Source organism: Stutzerimonas stutzeri, from assembly GCF_000590475.1.
GTDB lineage: Bacteria > Pseudomonadota > Gammaproteobacteria > Pseudomonadales > Pseudomonadaceae > Stutzerimonas > Stutzerimonas stutzeri_D.
Genome location: NZ_CP007441.1, coordinates 3,460,174 through 3,473,710 on the forward strand (window position 1 = coordinate 3,460,174; position 13,537 = coordinate 3,473,710).

General features: G+C 61.2%; 10 protein-coding genes. 6 read left to right on the top strand and 4 right to left on the bottom strand.

Annotated elements, in window-relative coordinates:
* The first annotated feature begins 166 nt into the window (after window positions 1–166).
* The 5 genes from CH92_RS15725 to guaD all read left to right on the top strand — a co-directional run bounded on the left by CH92_RS15725 (window position 167) and on the right by guaD (window position 8,069).
* The gene (locus CH92_RS15725; RefSeq protein WP_025242727.1) at window positions 167–1,522 is read left to right on the top strand and encodes an 8-oxoguanine deaminase; all 1,356 of its coding nucleotides are present in this window, start codon (window positions 167–169) and stop codon (window positions 1,520–1,522) included.
* A gap of 347 nt (window positions 1,523–1,869) precedes the next feature.
* Window positions 1,870–3,309: a xanthine dehydrogenase small subunit gene (gene xdhA / locus CH92_RS15730; RefSeq protein ID WP_025242728.1), complete on the top strand. Its 1,440-nt coding sequence runs from the start codon at window positions 1,870–1,872 to the stop codon at window positions 3,307–3,309.
* On the top strand, window positions 3,302–5,692 hold the full coding sequence (xdhB, locus tag CH92_RS15735) for a xanthine dehydrogenase molybdopterin binding subunit (RefSeq protein WP_025242729.1): 2,391 nt from the start codon (window positions 3,302–3,304) through the stop codon (window positions 5,690–5,692). The genes xdhA and xdhB overlap by 8 nt, the downstream gene beginning before the upstream one ends.
* 97 nt (window positions 5,693–5,789) lie before the next feature.
* Complete coding sequence (gene xdhC / locus CH92_RS15740; RefSeq protein ID WP_025242730.1) at window positions 5,790–6,638, top strand: xanthine dehydrogenase accessory protein XdhC; 849 nt, start codon at window positions 5,790–5,792, stop codon at window positions 6,636–6,638.
* A gap of 123 nt (window positions 6,639–6,761) precedes the next feature.
* A complete protein-coding gene (gene guaD, locus CH92_RS15745; protein WP_025242731.1) occupies window positions 6,762–8,069 on the top strand; it encodes a guanine deaminase in 1,308 nt (435 codons plus the stop codon).
* Here the strand turns inward: guaD and CH92_RS15750 are convergent.
* From CH92_RS15750 to CH92_RS15765, 4 genes are all read right to left on the bottom strand, one after another.
* Window positions 8,066–8,938 (bottom strand): metal ABC transporter substrate-binding protein, encoded by an 873-nt coding sequence (locus CH92_RS15750; protein ID WP_025242732.1) that lies wholly within the window; start codon window positions 8,936–8,938, stop codon window positions 8,066–8,068. The two genes, guaD and CH92_RS15750, sit on opposite strands and share 4 nt — an antisense overlap.
* Before the next feature lie 18 nt (window positions 8,939–8,956).
* Entirely contained in the window at window positions 8,957–9,766 is an 810-nt protein-coding gene (locus tag CH92_RS15755) for a metal ABC transporter permease (RefSeq protein WP_167332197.1), read from the bottom strand.
* 41 nt (window positions 9,767–9,807) lie between these two features.
* Window positions 9,808–10,479 (bottom strand): metal ABC transporter ATP-binding protein, encoded by a 672-nt coding sequence (locus tag CH92_RS15760; RefSeq protein WP_025242734.1) that lies wholly within the window; start codon window positions 10,477–10,479, stop codon window positions 9,808–9,810.
* 507 nt (window positions 10,480–10,986) lie between these two features.
* Window positions 10,987–11,742 carry a GntR family transcriptional regulator gene (locus CH92_RS15765; protein ID WP_025242735.1) on the bottom strand — a complete coding sequence of 252 codons (756 nt, stop codon included), beginning with the start codon at window positions 11,740–11,742 and terminating at the stop codon, window positions 10,987–10,989.
* Window positions 11,743–12,109: 367 nt separating this feature from the next.
* On the opposite strand from CH92_RS15765, the gene CH92_RS15770 reads away from it, so the two are divergent.
* Window positions 12,110–13,456 (top strand): NCS2 family permease, encoded by a 1,347-nt coding sequence (locus tag CH92_RS15770; RefSeq protein WP_025242736.1) that lies wholly within the window; start codon window positions 12,110–12,112, stop codon window positions 13,454–13,456.
* Window positions 13,457–13,537: the final 81 nt, after the last annotated feature.

Sequence of the window (13,537 nt, forward strand, 5' to 3'; positions counted from 1 at the left end):
GAGTGCAACCCATCGCCTTTCCCCATCAATGCCGATGGTGGGTGGTGACAACACAGCCGCAAGCTATTATTGTGCCCCGCTAGGCGCTCAACTGGCGTCCCCCTGGATCAGCAGACAGGGCATAACTGAGCTGGCAATTCTGAACTCAACTCAGGAGACGCCGGCCATGACTGCCAGCCGTATCTGGATCAAAAATCCCCTCGCCCTCTTTACCGCCAACGAGCAAAAAGCCGCTGGTGGGCTCGTCATCGACAAGGGCGTCATCGTCGAAATGCTCGACGCCGGGCAATCGCCCTCCATGCCTGTAGACAGCACATTCGATGCGCGTGAACACGTCGTGCTGCCTGGACTGATCAACACCCATCACCACTTCTATCAGACGCTTACCCGCGCCTGGGGCCCCGTGGTCAATCAACCGCTGTTCCCCTGGCTGAAAACCTTGTATCCGGTCTGGGCACGACTGACGCCGGATCGCCTTGCCCTAGCCAGTAAAGTCGCACTGGCGGAGCTCCTACTGTCCGGTTGCACCACCGCGGCCGACCATCACTACCTGTTCCCGGATGGCCTGGAGAACGCCATCGACGTGCAGATCGAGGCGGTCCGCGAATTGGGTATGCGGGCCATGCTGACGCGTGGCTCCATGAGCCTGGGCGAAGCCGACGGAGGCTTACCCCCGCAACACACCGTGCAGACGGCCGAAGCCATTCTGGCCGACAGCGAGCGCTTGATCAGCCGTTACCACGAACGTGGCGATGGGGCACAGATCCAGATAGCCCTCGCGCCCTGCTCGCCCTTTTCGGTCACTCCGGAAATCATGCGTGCCAGTGCCGCTTTGGCCGAACAACACGATGTGCGCCTGCATACACACCTGGCCGAAACCCTCGATGAGGAAGATTTCTGCTTGCAGCGCTTCGGCTTGCGCACAGTCGACTACCTGGACAGTGTCGGCTGGCTGTCCGAACGCACCTGGTTGGCGCACGGCATCCATTTCAATGAAGATGAAATCGAGCGTCTCGGAAAGGCAGGCGTGGGCATCTGTCATTGCCCAAGCTCGAATATGCGATTGGCGTCAGGGATTTGCCCAACCGTTGCGCTGGAAGCCGCTGGCGCGATCATCGGCGTTGGCGTGGATGGCTCGGCATCGAACGACGCCTCCAACATGATCCTTGAAGCCCGTCAGGCGCTGTATATCCAGCGCCTGCGCTATGGGGCGGAGCAAATCACGCCAGAGCGCGTGCTCGGTTGGGCGACCCGCGGCTCGGCACGCCTTCTGGGACGTACCGATGTCGGCGAGCTGAGCGTCGGCAAGCAGGCCGACCTGGCCATGTTCAAGCTTGACGAGCTGCGCTTCTCCGGAAGTCATGATCCGATTTCGGCGCTGCTCCTGTGCGGCGCCGATCGGGCCGACCGGGTTATGGTTGGCGGACAATGGCGCGTCACCGATGGGCAGATAGAAGGTCTTGACGTCACCGGCCTGATTGCCGACCACAGCCAGGCGGCGCGTGAACTGATAGCGGGCTGAGCGATAGATCATCGCTCAGCATGGGCGATTCCCCCGGCGAGACATCTCGCGTCGTAACGGTTCAGGTTACGGCGCGAAACTTCGCCCCGCTCATCGCCGGACACGAGCGGCAGAACCCTAGCACTCGTTCCGACGAGACATCGCGCCTGTCGATGTAAGCAGCAACCTCCGCCCACCTGGGCCACACTCCATACATGAACAAAGAAGCCGAAGCGGCATGCACTTTGCTGCGGAAAGCTCGCTCGTCGACTCTGCTGACTTTTGGGTCAGGAATTAGTTGACCGAAAAGTCAGATAAGGCTAATTTCCACCACCAGAGCCCAGAACAAAAATCCCCGGAGGCCCTCTTTGATCCAGTTCCTACTCAATCGAGAACTGCGCCGTGAGCAGACACTCGATCCGAATACCACCGTGCTGGAGTACCTGCGTGAATATCGCGGCAAGTCCGGCACTAAAGAAGGCTGCGCCTCCGGTGACTGTGGCGCCTGCACCGTCGTGGTCGGCGAGCTCGACGGTGACCGCCTGCGCTACCGCACGCTTAACTCCTGCCTGACGTTCGTCTCTGCGTTGCACGGCAAGCAATTGATCGTTGTTGAAGACCTTAAGCATCAGGGCCAGCTGCACAGCGTTCAGCAAGCCATGGTCGACTGCCACGGTTCGCAGTGCGGTTTTTGCACGCCGGGTTTCGTCATGAGCCTGTTTGCGCTGCAGAAATCAGCGGACGGTTACGACAAGGCCGACACGCACGAAGCCCTGGCCGGCAACCTGTGTCGATGCACCGGCTACCGTCCGATTCTCGAAGCCGCCGAGCAGGCTTGCTGCAGCAAGCAGCCGGACCAGTTCGACGCCCGTGAAGCCGAAACCATCTCCCAGCTCAAGGCCATCGAGCCGCGCGAAACCGCCGAGCTGAACAGCGGCGACAAGCGCTGCCTGTCCCCGCTGACCGTGGGCGACCTAGCCGATATCTACAGCGCCAACCCCGACGCCCGCCTGCTGGCTGGCGGCACGGACCTGGCTCTGGAAGTCACCCAGTTCCATCGCGAGCTGCCCGTGATGATCTATGTCGGTCACATTGCCGAGATGAAGAAAGTAGAGGTCACCGACAGCAGCATTGAAATTGGCGCAGCCACACCGCTGACCGACTGCTACGAAGCGCTGGCCAACGAATACCCCGACTTTGGCGAGTTGCTGCACCGCTTCGCTTCACTGCAGATTCGTAACCAGGGCACGCTCGGCGGCAACATCGGTAACGCCTCGCCTATCGGTGATTCGCCACCACTGCTGATCGCGCTGGGCGCGCAGGTGGTGCTGCGTAAAGGCAGCACCAGCCGCACCTTGCTTCTGGAAGACTACTTCATCGATTACAAGGTCACCGCCCGCGAACAAGGCGAGTTCATCGAAAAGATCATCGTGCCGCGAGCCCAGGCGAACCGCGTTTTCCGTGCTTACAAGGTATCCAAGCGCTTGGACGACGACATATCGGCAGTCTGCGCGGCGTTCGATCTGAAGCTGGAAGATGGCGTGATTGACGATGCCCGCGTCGCCTTTGGCGGCATGGCGGCCATCCCGAAACGGGCGGTGGCCTGCGAACGTGCGCTGATTGGCGCGCCGTTCAATGCCGACACTATCGAGCGAGCCTGCGAAGCGCTGGAAAAAGATTTCACGCCGCTCACCGACTTCCGTGCCAGCCGCGAATATCGCCTGCTGGTTGCACAGAACCTCCTGCGCAAATGCTTCCTTGAGCAACAGAGCCCGGAAGCCGAAACAAGGGTGACCGCATATGCATAAGCCAACCAAGACCCAAGCAGAAATCGCAGCCCTGTTCACCCAGGACCTGGTGACCGGTGTCGGGCGTAGCGTCAAGCACGACAGCGCGCCCAAGCATGTCACCGGCGAAGCGGTATACGTCGATGACCGTCTGGAGTTTCCCAACCAGCTGCACATTTATGCCCGCATGAGCGACCGCGCCCATGCACGTATTGTCCGCATCGATACCGCACCCTGCTATGAAGTGCCGGGCGTCGCCATCGCCATCACGGCCAAGGATGTGCCCGGCCAGCTGGATATCGGCGCGGTGATGCCCGGTGATCCGTTGTTGGCTGATGGCGTAGTCGAATTCGTCGGCCAGCCGGTGATCGCCGTCGCAGCCGATAGCCTCGAAACCGCTCGCAAGGCGGCCATGGCGGCGATCATCGAATATGAAGATCTCGAGCCAGTGATCGACGTCGTCGACGCGCTGCGCAAGAAGCATTTCGTGCTCGACAGCCACACCCACAAGCGCGGCGACTCCTCTGGCGCGCTGGCTACCGCCCCGCGTCGCCTGCAGGGCAGCCTGCACATTGGCGGTCAGGAACATTTCTACCTGGAAACGCAGGTGTCTTCGGTAATGCCCACCGAAGATGGCGGCATGATCGTTTACACCTCGACGCAGAACCCCACCGAGGTACAAAAGCTGGTCTCCGAAGTGCTGGGCGTCTCGATGAACAAGATCGTCATCGACATGCGCCGCATGGGCGGTGGCTTCGGTGGCAAGGAAACCCAGGCCGCGGGTCCGGCGTGCATGTGTGCGGTAATCGCGCACCTCACCGGTCGGCCGACCAAGATGCGTCTGCCACGCATGGAAGATATGACGATGACCGGCAAGCGCCATCCGTTCTACGTCGAATACGACGTGGGCTTCGATGACGACGGCCTGCTGCACGGCATCGAGATCGATCTGGCTGGCAACTGCGGTTACTCGCCGGACCTCTCCGGCTCCATCGTCGACCGCGCCATGTTCCACTCCGACAACGCTTACTACCTGGGCGACGCCACCATCAATGGCCATCGCTGCAAGACCAACCTCGCCTCTAACACGGCGTATCGTGGTTTCGGTGGCCCACAGGGCATGGTCGCCATCGAGGAAATCATGGATGCCGTGGCGCGTGAGCTGGGCAAGGACCCGCTGGACGTGCGCAAGCGCAACTATTACGGCAAGACCGAGCGCAACGTCACGCCTTACTACCAGACCGTCGAGCACAACATGCTCGAGGAAATGACCGCCGAGCTCGAGGCCAGCAGCGAATATGCCAAGCGTCGAGAGGAAATTCGCGCGTTCAACGCCAAGAGTCCAGTCCTGAAGAAGGGCCTGTCCCTGACCCCGGTGAAGTTCGGCATCAGCTTCACCGCCAGCTTCCTCAACCAGGCCGGCGCGCTGGTGCACGTCTACACCGACGGCAGCATCCACCTGAACCACGGCGGCACCGAGATGGGCCAAGGTCTGAACATCAAGGTCGCGCAGGTTGTGGCCGAGGTGTTCCAGGTCGACGTCGAACGGATTCAGATCACGGCAACCAACACTGACAAGGTGCCGAACACCTCGCCGACCGCTGCATCTTCCGGCGCCGACCTCAACGGCAAGGCCGCGCAGAACGCCGCGCAGACCATCAAGCAACGACTGATCGACTTCGCCGCTCGGCATTACCAGGTCACGGAAGAAGACGTGGAATTCAAGAACGGCCAGGTGCGCGTTCGCGACGAGTACGTATCGTTCGATGAGCTGATCCAGCAGGCCTATTTCGGCCAGGTGTCGCTGTCGTCCACCGGCTTCTATCGCACGCCGAAGATCTACTACGACCGCAGCCTGGCGCGCGGCCGCCCGTTCTACTACTTCGCCTACGGCGCAGCGTGCTCGGAGGTGATCGTCGACACCCTGACCGGCGAATACAAGATGCTGCGCAGTGACATCCTGCACGACGTCGGCGCCTCGCTCAACCCGGCCATCGACATCGGCCAGGTGGAAGGTGGCTTCGTCCAGGGCATGGGCTGGCTGACCATGGAAGAGCTGGTCTGGAACGACAAAGGCAAACTGATGACCAGCGGTCCGGCGAGCTACAAGGTGCCGGCCGTGGCGGACATGCCGCTGGATCTGCGGGTCAAGCTGGTGGAGAACCGCAAGAATCCCGAGGACACGGTGTTCCACTCCAAGGCTGTCGGTGAACCGCCGTTCATGCTCGGCATTTCCGTTTGGTGTGCGATCAAGGACGCCGTAGCCAGTCTGGCTGATTACAAGGCGCAGCCGAAAATCGACGCGCCGGCCACGCCGGAGCGGGTGCTGTGGGGCGTGGAGCAGATGCGCAAGTTGAAGCGGACCGCTAATGCAGTCGCAACAACGGATACCACGCCAGCCTGACGTAGGGTGGACAACGCTTTGCTTGTCCACCTTTAGTGCAACTTGATCGTTTCGGTGGAAGACGCTTCGCGGTCTTCTGCCGACGAAGGACAGAACCATGAGTAACACTGCCTGGATCGAAGCACTCGCCGACCTACAGCAAAAAGGCGAACCTTGCGTACTGGTGACCATCATCGAGGAGCGCGGGTCGACGCCTCGCAACGCCGGTTCGAAGATGGTCGTCAGCCGTGAGCGTCTGTACGACACCATTGGCGGTGGCCATCTTGAGTACAAGGCGCAGCAGATCGCCTGCGAGATGCTGGAAAACCGCAGCCGCGACACTCGCCTGGAGCGCTTCTCCCTGGGCGCGAGCCTGGGCCAATGTTGCGGCGGTGCGACGGTGCTGCTGTTCGAACCCATGGGCCAGCCGCAGGCACATATCGCCGTATTCGGCGCCGGCCATGTCGGGCGTGCCCTGGTTCCGCTGCTCGCCAGCTTGCCGTGCAAGGTACGCTGGATCGACTCGCGTGAAAGCGAGTTTCCGGCGCAGATCCCTACGGGCGTGGAAAAGGTCGTCAATGACGAAGTTGTGGACGAGGTAGAAAACATGCCTGCCGGCAGCTACTTCATCGTCATGACCCATAACCACCAGCTCGACCTGGAGCTGACCGCCGCTATCCTCGAGCGCAATGACTTCACCTACTACGGCCTGATCGGCTCGAAGAGCAAGCGCGCCAAGTTCGAACACCGTCTGCGCGATCGCGGCTTCCAGCCCGACACCGTGCAGCGCATGCGCTGCCCGATGGGCATCGCCGATGTGAAGGGCAAGCTGCCGATCGAGATCGCTGTGTCGATCGCTGGAGAAGTGATCGCCACCTACAACGCCAATTTCGGTGAGAAGACCCAAGACGGCGAAAAGCCGGTGCCCATGCTGGTTCCCGCTTCGCGTCGCGCACAACACGACTGAAGCCTTGCCATGCCTGCGCTACGCGTTTCCCATCAGCGCAAGCGCCAGGGTCTGTCCGAGTGGAAGTGCACGTCCACGTCCGCCTGCCATCCGAATTCTTCATAGACGATTTTGAGAACCACCATGTCCCAAGCTAAAGCCTACCGTGCCGCCCTGCTCCACTGCCTTGCCGACCCGAGCCAGGTGAGTGTCGAGCAATCCTACGAATACTTCGAAGATGGTTTGCTGGTTGTCGAGGACGGCAAGATTGCACACATCGGTAATGCCACCGACCTGCTGCAAACGCTACCGGCCGGCACCGAGGTGATCGAGTACAAGAATGCCCTGATTACTCCGGGCTTCGTCGACACCCATATCCATTACCCGCAGACCGGCATGATCGCCTCCTATGGGGAACAGCTGCTGGACTGGCTCAACACCTACACCTTCCCTACCGAACGCGCATTCAGCGACAAGGCTCATGCCAGTGAAGTCGCCGAGGTGTTCCTGCGCGAACTGCTACGCAACGGCACCACCACCGCACTGGTGTTCGGCAGTGTCCACAAGGAATCGGTGGATGCGTTTTTCGAGCAGGCGGAAAAGCTCGATCTGCGGATGATCGCCGGCAAGGTGCTGATGGATCGCAACGCGCCGGACTATCTCACCGACACCGCCGATTCCGGCTACGCCGACAGCAAAGAACTGATCGAGCGCTGGCACGGTAAGGGCCGCCTGCACTACGCCGTCACACCGCGCTTTGCGCCGACCAGCACGCCGGAGCAACTGGCGCTGGCCGGTAAACTGTACAAGGAGTACCCGGATCTTTACATGCACACCCACCTGTCCGAGAACCGCAAGGAAATCGAATGGGTCCGTGAGCTTTTCCCTGAGCAGAATGGCTACCTGGACGTTTACGACCATCACGGCCTGATTGGCGCGCGCTCGGTATTCGCCCATGGCGTTCACCTGTGCGACGACGAATGCAAGCGTCTGGGCGAAACCGGTTCGGCGGTCGCCTTTTGCCCGACATCCAATTTGTTCCTGGGCAGCGGCCTATTCGACTTGGAGAATGTTGAAGGCCACGGCGTGCGCGTCGGCCTGGGCACCGACGTGGGTGCTGGCACCAGCTTCTCCCAGCTGCAGTCGCTGAACGAGGCCTACAAGGTCATGCAACTGCAAGGCAAGAAGCTGGACCCGTTCAAATCCATTTATCTCGCAACGTTGGGCGGTGCGCGCGCCCTTTATCTGGACGACCGGATCGGCAACCTGCAGCCAGGCAAAGATGCGGATTTCATCGTGATCGATTACAAAGCCACGCCGCTAATCGACTACCGCCTGAAACAAGCAAATAGCCTCGAAGAACGGCTGTTCGCCCTGATGATGCTCGGCGACGACCGTGCAGTGAAGGAAACCTTCGCCGCCGGCCGCTCGGTACACCGCAAAGCCGACTAAGGCTTCAGCGCCGCCATCAGCGTGTCGAGGTTGTGCTCGAACATGCCAAGGTAAGTGCTGGCCGGTCCCTTGCTGGCCAGCGCATCTGAATACAAGGTACCGCCAACGGTGGCGCCAGCTTCATCGGCGATCTGTTCGATCAGCCGCGGGTCGCGAATGTTCTCCACGAACACAGCCCGCACACCGTCGCTGCGTAGCTGACGAATCAATGCCGCCACCTCAGCTGCAGATGGTTCGTCATGGGTGGATAGCCCTTGCGGCGCGATGAACTGGAGCTGCCAGGCCTGCCCCAAGTAACCGAAAGCATCATGGCTGGTCACCACCTTGCGCTGGCTGGCCGGTAAACCGGCTATGCGGGCGTCGGCCCTCTTGAGTAACGCATGCAGGCGGCCCAGATAGTCGTCGCGACGCGTTTCATATTCTTCACGATGGTCGGGATCGAGCTGCACGAGCGCCTTGCTGATGTTGCGTACGTAGATCTCGGCATTGTTCAAGCTCTGCCAGGCGTGTGGATCCGGTACCCGTTCGCCGTCCTCCTCAAGCATCAACGGAACGACTCCCGCGCTGGCATTGATGCGCTTGCCTGCGGGCTCGCTGCTGGCAAGCAGGCGCTCGAGCCAGGGCTCGAAGCCCAGGCCATTGGCGACGATCAGATCCGCACGTAACAGGGCCTTGGCATCATCCGGGCTGGGCTCGTAGACGTGAGCATCGGCGTCCGCCTCGACCAGGTTGGTCAGTTCAATGCGCTCACCACCGATTTCACGGGTCAGATCTCCGAGGATGCTGAAGCTGGTAACTACCTTGAGCCGCTCGGCCGCTTGCAGTGAGAACGGGAGCCACAGGGCCAGCGCGAAAAGCAGGTAACGCATGATGAACACCTCAAACGGTCATGGTAAAGAGGTCGAGCGCAGCAGGCCGTGGACCGGTCCCGCGACCACCGAGAACAGATAGAACGTGCCCGCCAGCAGCACGATGCACGGCCCGCTGGGCAGGCTGACGTAGAACGACAGCAGCAGCCCCAGCCACACGCAGACCGCGCCGAAAAAGGCCGCAAGCGGCAAGAGAACGATGAGACGTCGACTCCAGAAGCGCGCCGCAGCAGCGGGCAGCATCATCAACCCGACCACCATCAGCGCGCCGATGGCCTGAAACCCGATCACCAGGTTGAGTACCACCAGCGTCAGGAACGCGGCATGCGCCAATGGCCCGAAACGACTGATGCTACGTAGGAACAACGGATCCAGGCTGTCCAGCGCCAGGGCTCGGTAGGTCAGCGCGAGCACGGACAGACTGACCGCCGACGTGCCGAGCATGCCGGCCAACGTGTTCGTATCGACGGCCAGTGCCGAGCCGAACAACAAATGCAGCAGATCGAGCTTGCGCCCCGCCAATCCGAGCAGCAGCACGCCGCTGGCGAGCGAAATGGGATAGAGCGCGGCGAGGCTCGCATCCTCACGCAGTCCGGTACGCCGGCTGACCCAAGCCGCCGCCCCTGCCATGCCGAGGCCAGCGACGAGCCCGCCGAACGTCAGTGCCGGCAGGCTCAAGCCGAACAGCCAGAACGTTAGTGCCGCACCGGGCAGGATGCCGTGGGCAATGGCATCACCCATCAGGCTCATTCGCCGCAGGATGAGAAAAACGCCCAGCGGCCCGGCACTGCAGGCCAGCGCCACGCCGCCGAACAAGGCGCGGCGCATGAAGGCGAACTCGCTAAAGGGCGACCACAGCAACTCCAGCGTCACGCAACCTGCCCAAGCCGATGCCGGTCGGCCATGAACTGACCGATCGGGGCAAAGACGCAACCGCTGCGGGCTACCCTCAGGGCGTCGCAACGCTTCAGGCTCAACCCGACGAGGTTGTGGCTGACCAACATCAACGTTTTGCCCTGCTGCCGCCAGCGCTCGATGTGCTGCCAGAGCAAACGCAGCCCCACGTCGTCCAGCGCCGCCTCGGGCTCGTCGAGCAACAGCACCGGCGCATCGGTCAGGCTCAACCGAGCCAGCAAGGCGCGCTGCAACTCGCCGCCGGAAAGGGCATGCAGCCCTTGCGTTTGTAGATCGAGCAGGCCCCAATCCGCCAACGCCTGATGCAAGCGTTTCTGCCGTTCGTTACGTCCGAGGCTGCTGCGCCAGAAACCGGCACTGACCAGCTCGGCCAGACGGATTGGGAATTGCCGGTCCACCTGCTGCTGTTGCGGCAGATAGGAAATCCCGCCCAGCAGTGGAACGCCCACCTCGATACGGCCCGCCAGCGGTCGGTCCAACCCGGCCATTACCTTCAGCAGGCTGCTCTTACCCGAGCCGTTGCTGCCGATGACAGCCGTCAGGCTGCCGGCTTCAAGCTTCAAGTCGAGCGGCGGCGTAAGCGCAATCCCACCGGCGCCCCATTGCAAGCCATCACACACAATCATCATCACCTCGGTATACACCGGCTCGAACCCTGCCTTTCGCTTCGCAGGCGGGTGTCGGGCGTCGCCTTGCGAAAAGCCAGGACCCATCATTGACGAAACGGTTATAACATAACATTAACGTAGAGCTATGGCCGCACGCAACGGGGCCGAACCGTATAAGCGAGCTATCCAATGCGGCTCGGCACAAGACCGCCCGGCATCAGCAGGAGCAAGGCGCTGCTGATGAAGCTAGAGAGCTCAGGTTTTGTTTGGGGGGCGTCGACTGGCTTCGACCGAACCTTTTCGCCGGGTCGCCCAAGACACGAGCGCGGCGTAACACGACGCGCTATCGAGGTGATCCGCACGAGAAGCGCCGTGTTACTAGAGGTTCACTATTTCCAGCGAGCGCATGAGCGCCACGCTGCCGACCTCTATCGAACCGCAGCTGGCCTGCGCGGCGAAGGCGGACGGCCCGCTCGCAACATCAGAGACATCTCGAACCGAAACTGCCTTAGGCAGCGTGCCGAATTAGCGAGCTGTGCGTGGCTTTTTCTTTGCCAGAGCCAAGTGCGAAAAGACAGCGTGCAGATCGTCCGAGGCGCTGTCTTCGTCGAGGTTGAGCTTGCTGTCGATGTGATCCATGTGATGCATCATAAGATGCACGGCCTTGTCGCTGTCGCGTGCGGCAATGGCATCGATCAGTTGATTGTGTTCGTCGAAAGAGCAGTGCGAGCGGTTGCCGCTTTCATATTGGGCAATGATCAGCGAGGTCTGGGAGACCAGGCTGCGCTGGAAGCTGACCAGCGGTGCATTCTTCGCCGCCTCGGCCAGCTTGAGATGAAACTCACCGGACAGACGGATACCGGCGCCTCGATCACCCCGTGCGAAGCAGTCCTGCTCGTCAGCCACCATCTTGCGCAGCTCCGACAGTTGCTCGCTGCTGGCGTGCTGAACCGCCAGTTCGGTGATGGCGCGCTCCACCATTCGACGGGCAAAGAAAATCTGCCGGGCTTCCTCGACGCTGGGGCTCGCCACCACTGCCCCGCGGTTCGGACGCAGCAGCACCACGCCTTCATGAGCCAGCCGCGACAGCGCACGACGAATGATGGTCCGACTCACGCCGAAGATTTCGCCCAGCGCTTCTTCGCTGAGCTTGGTGCCCGGCGCCAGGCGCTGTTCGAGGATAGCGTCGAAAATATGGGCGTAAACGATGTCGTCCTGTGTCCCTGTTCGGGCCTTGCCGCTTCGTGTCGGCTTCTTTAGGGGCTGCAACTGTTCGTTCATGGTGACTCGCGTCGGAAATATCGGCAGACCGAACTTTACTGCCTTTCAGCGTCTGGCTGGCAGTAGTCGAGGGTCAAATAGCGAAATAAAGCGGAATTTATTGTGCACAATCAAACGATAGCTCACATCTGACGAAACACCGCGCTTGTTGAAGCGGGCCACGATGCGACCGACATGGAAACCCAGGAGACGGCCGAAAGGCGGAAATTCAGTAAATCAAGTTGCAATTCTTGTATACAAAAGCATAATCGCGTCAAGCCTTCCTGACCTCTCGGTCAAAAAACCGAACAGTAAGCGCCCTCACCATCACCTGCCCTCGAGAGCGCCGCTCTGGGTGATAGACAACAAGAACGATGAGGAACACCTTGTGGAAACCACTAAGCAGGAACAGCAGACCCTTGGGCTGCAACCAAAGAACGCGGGTTTGCTCGACCGATTCTTCAAGCTCAGCGCGCATCGCACCAGCATCAAGACCGAGCTGCTTGCCGGCCTGACGACCTTCGTCACCATGGCCTACATCATCTTCGTCAACCCTAACATCATGGCCGATGCGGGCGTCGACCACGGCGCGGCGTTCGTCGCAACGTGCATCGGTGCAGCCTTGGGCTGCTTCCTCATGGGCTTGTATGCCAATTGGCCGGTGGGCCTGGCGCCGGGCATGGGCCTCAACGCGTTCTTCACCTATACGGTGGTCGGCGAGATGGGCTACAGCTGGCAGATCGCGCTGGGTGCGGTGTTTCTGTCCGGCATCCTGTTCATGATCATGAGCCTGTCGCGCCTGCGTGAATGGCTGCTCAACAGCATTCCGATGAGCCTGCGCTTCGCCATGGGCGCCGGGGTCGGATTGTTCCTCGGGCTGATCGGCTTGAAGACCGCAGGTATCGTCATCGACAGTCCGGCCACTCTGCTGACCATGGGCTCATTCGGCGAACCCACCGCTCTGCTGGCGGCGATCTGCTTCCTGATGATCGCCGTACTCAGCCATCGCAACGTCTTCGGTGCCATCCTGCTGAGCATGCTGGTGGTCACCGGCATTGGCTGGGCGATGGGGCTTGTCGAGTACAACGGCCTGGTCTCGCTGCCGCCGAGCCTGGCGCCGACCTGGCTGGCCATGGACATCGCCGGCGCGCTCAACGTGACTATGGTCAGCGTGATCCTGGCGTTCCTGTTCGTGAATATGTTCGACACCGCTGGCACCCTGATGGGCGTGGCGCACCGCGCCAATCTGGTCGACGAAGACGGCAAGATCCAGAACCTGTCACGCGCGCTGAAAGCCGACAGTACCTCCAGCGTGGTCGGCGCCTTTGTCGGCTGCCCTCCGGTGACCAGCTACGTGGAAAGCGCTTCGGGCGTCGCCGCGGGCGGGCGCACCGGTCTGACTGCCGTGACCGTCGGCGCGCTGTTCCTGATCGCGATGTTCTTCGCGCCGCTGGCCGGGATGATCCCTGCGTATGCCACTGCAGGTGCGCTGATCTATGTCGCCATGTTGATGATGAGCGGTCTGGCGCATATCGACTGGAAGGATCACACCGATACCATCCCGGCGATCGTGACCGTGGTGATGATGCCGCTGACCTTCTCCATCGCCAACGGCATTGCGCTGGGCTTTCTTACCTACGCAACATTGAAGCTACTCACGGGTCAGCGCGATAAGGTGTCGGTTAGCCTCTATGTGTTGTGCGTGATCTTCATTGCCAAGTTCGCCTTCCTTTAAGCAAGGCGAATGATTGGGCCCCATCGTTTACGCGATGGGGCTTTTTGAGTTTGGGGCGGGCACCGGGCCGCAACTGCAGAA